The 863-nt window shown below is 65.0% G+C and carries 1 protein-coding gene; it reads right to left on the minus strand.

The window, feature by feature from the left end; genetic code table 11:
- Positions 1 to 573, minus strand: a 573-nt coding sequence (locus tag H9626_RS15645) for a 2-amino-4-hydroxy-6-hydroxymethyldihydropteridine diphosphokinase (protein ID WP_225231010.1), incomplete at its 3' end; no start/stop codon positions are given.
- Positions 574 to 863 lie beyond the last annotated feature (290 nt).

Consider the following 863-nt stretch of genomic DNA (forward strand, 5'->3'; position numbering starts at 1 on the left):
GGACGGCCAAGGCACCCGACAGTCCGGTTCATCGCTGACGACGCCCTCCATATCAACCAGATCCAAATCGAGTTGGTCGGCGTGGGCCGCTTCGATGGTGCCGAACGCGCCGATCAGGCTGCGCGCGTCGAGTCTGGTATGCAGCTGCACGACGGCAGCCATGGCATCCGGGCCGTCGAAGTTGGAGACGTGGTACAGCGGTGAGATGCCTTCGATCTCGTTGCCGGGGATGGCGTCCAGCGAGACAATGGCCGACCGGAACAGCGTCTCCGCCTCTGGCAGGGTGCTGTCCAGGGATACGACGGTCCGATGCCACGCCGTGCCAGGCAAGTCCCCCACCATGGGCGATGACTCCCGCGCGCCCTCCTGATGCTCATACGACATGCCGTCGTCCGAGGAAGGTTCCAACGCGGCGCCTCCCATGCCCGCAGGAGGGACGCCGCAGGCTGCGGAGTTACTGGGCACAAGCCATACCACGATATCCACGGGCCGTCCCGCGGCAAGCGCCTGTGTCTGTTCCTCGGTCAATTGCACCGTAACAGCAACGGAAGCAGCTGCCTGATCGTCGGCCATCGTCGTTCCCCCTTGTCTCCTAACGACAAGGGGCGTGCCGTCATTGCATGGCATGCCCCTTGTCCTCATAGTTCACAGTCCTGCCGGAATCGGCCCGGAATCGCTCCAGAGCCGAAACCCGCGGCGTCACGAGTCGCGATCACTCGCCGGTGGCCATACCCACCGAACGCTTGAGCGATTCGGGAATCGGCACCGGCGGCAGGTCGGAGTCCGGACGCTGGTCGTTCGACAGCCACACCTCGCGCTCCGGGGCCTTCCGGATGTTCGCGAAGATCGCGGCGACCTCCTTC

The organism is Phocaeicola faecium, assembly GCF_014837055.1.
Classification (GTDB): Bacteria; Bacteroidota; Bacteroidia; order Bacteroidales; family Bacteroidaceae; genus Phocaeicola; species Phocaeicola gallinarum.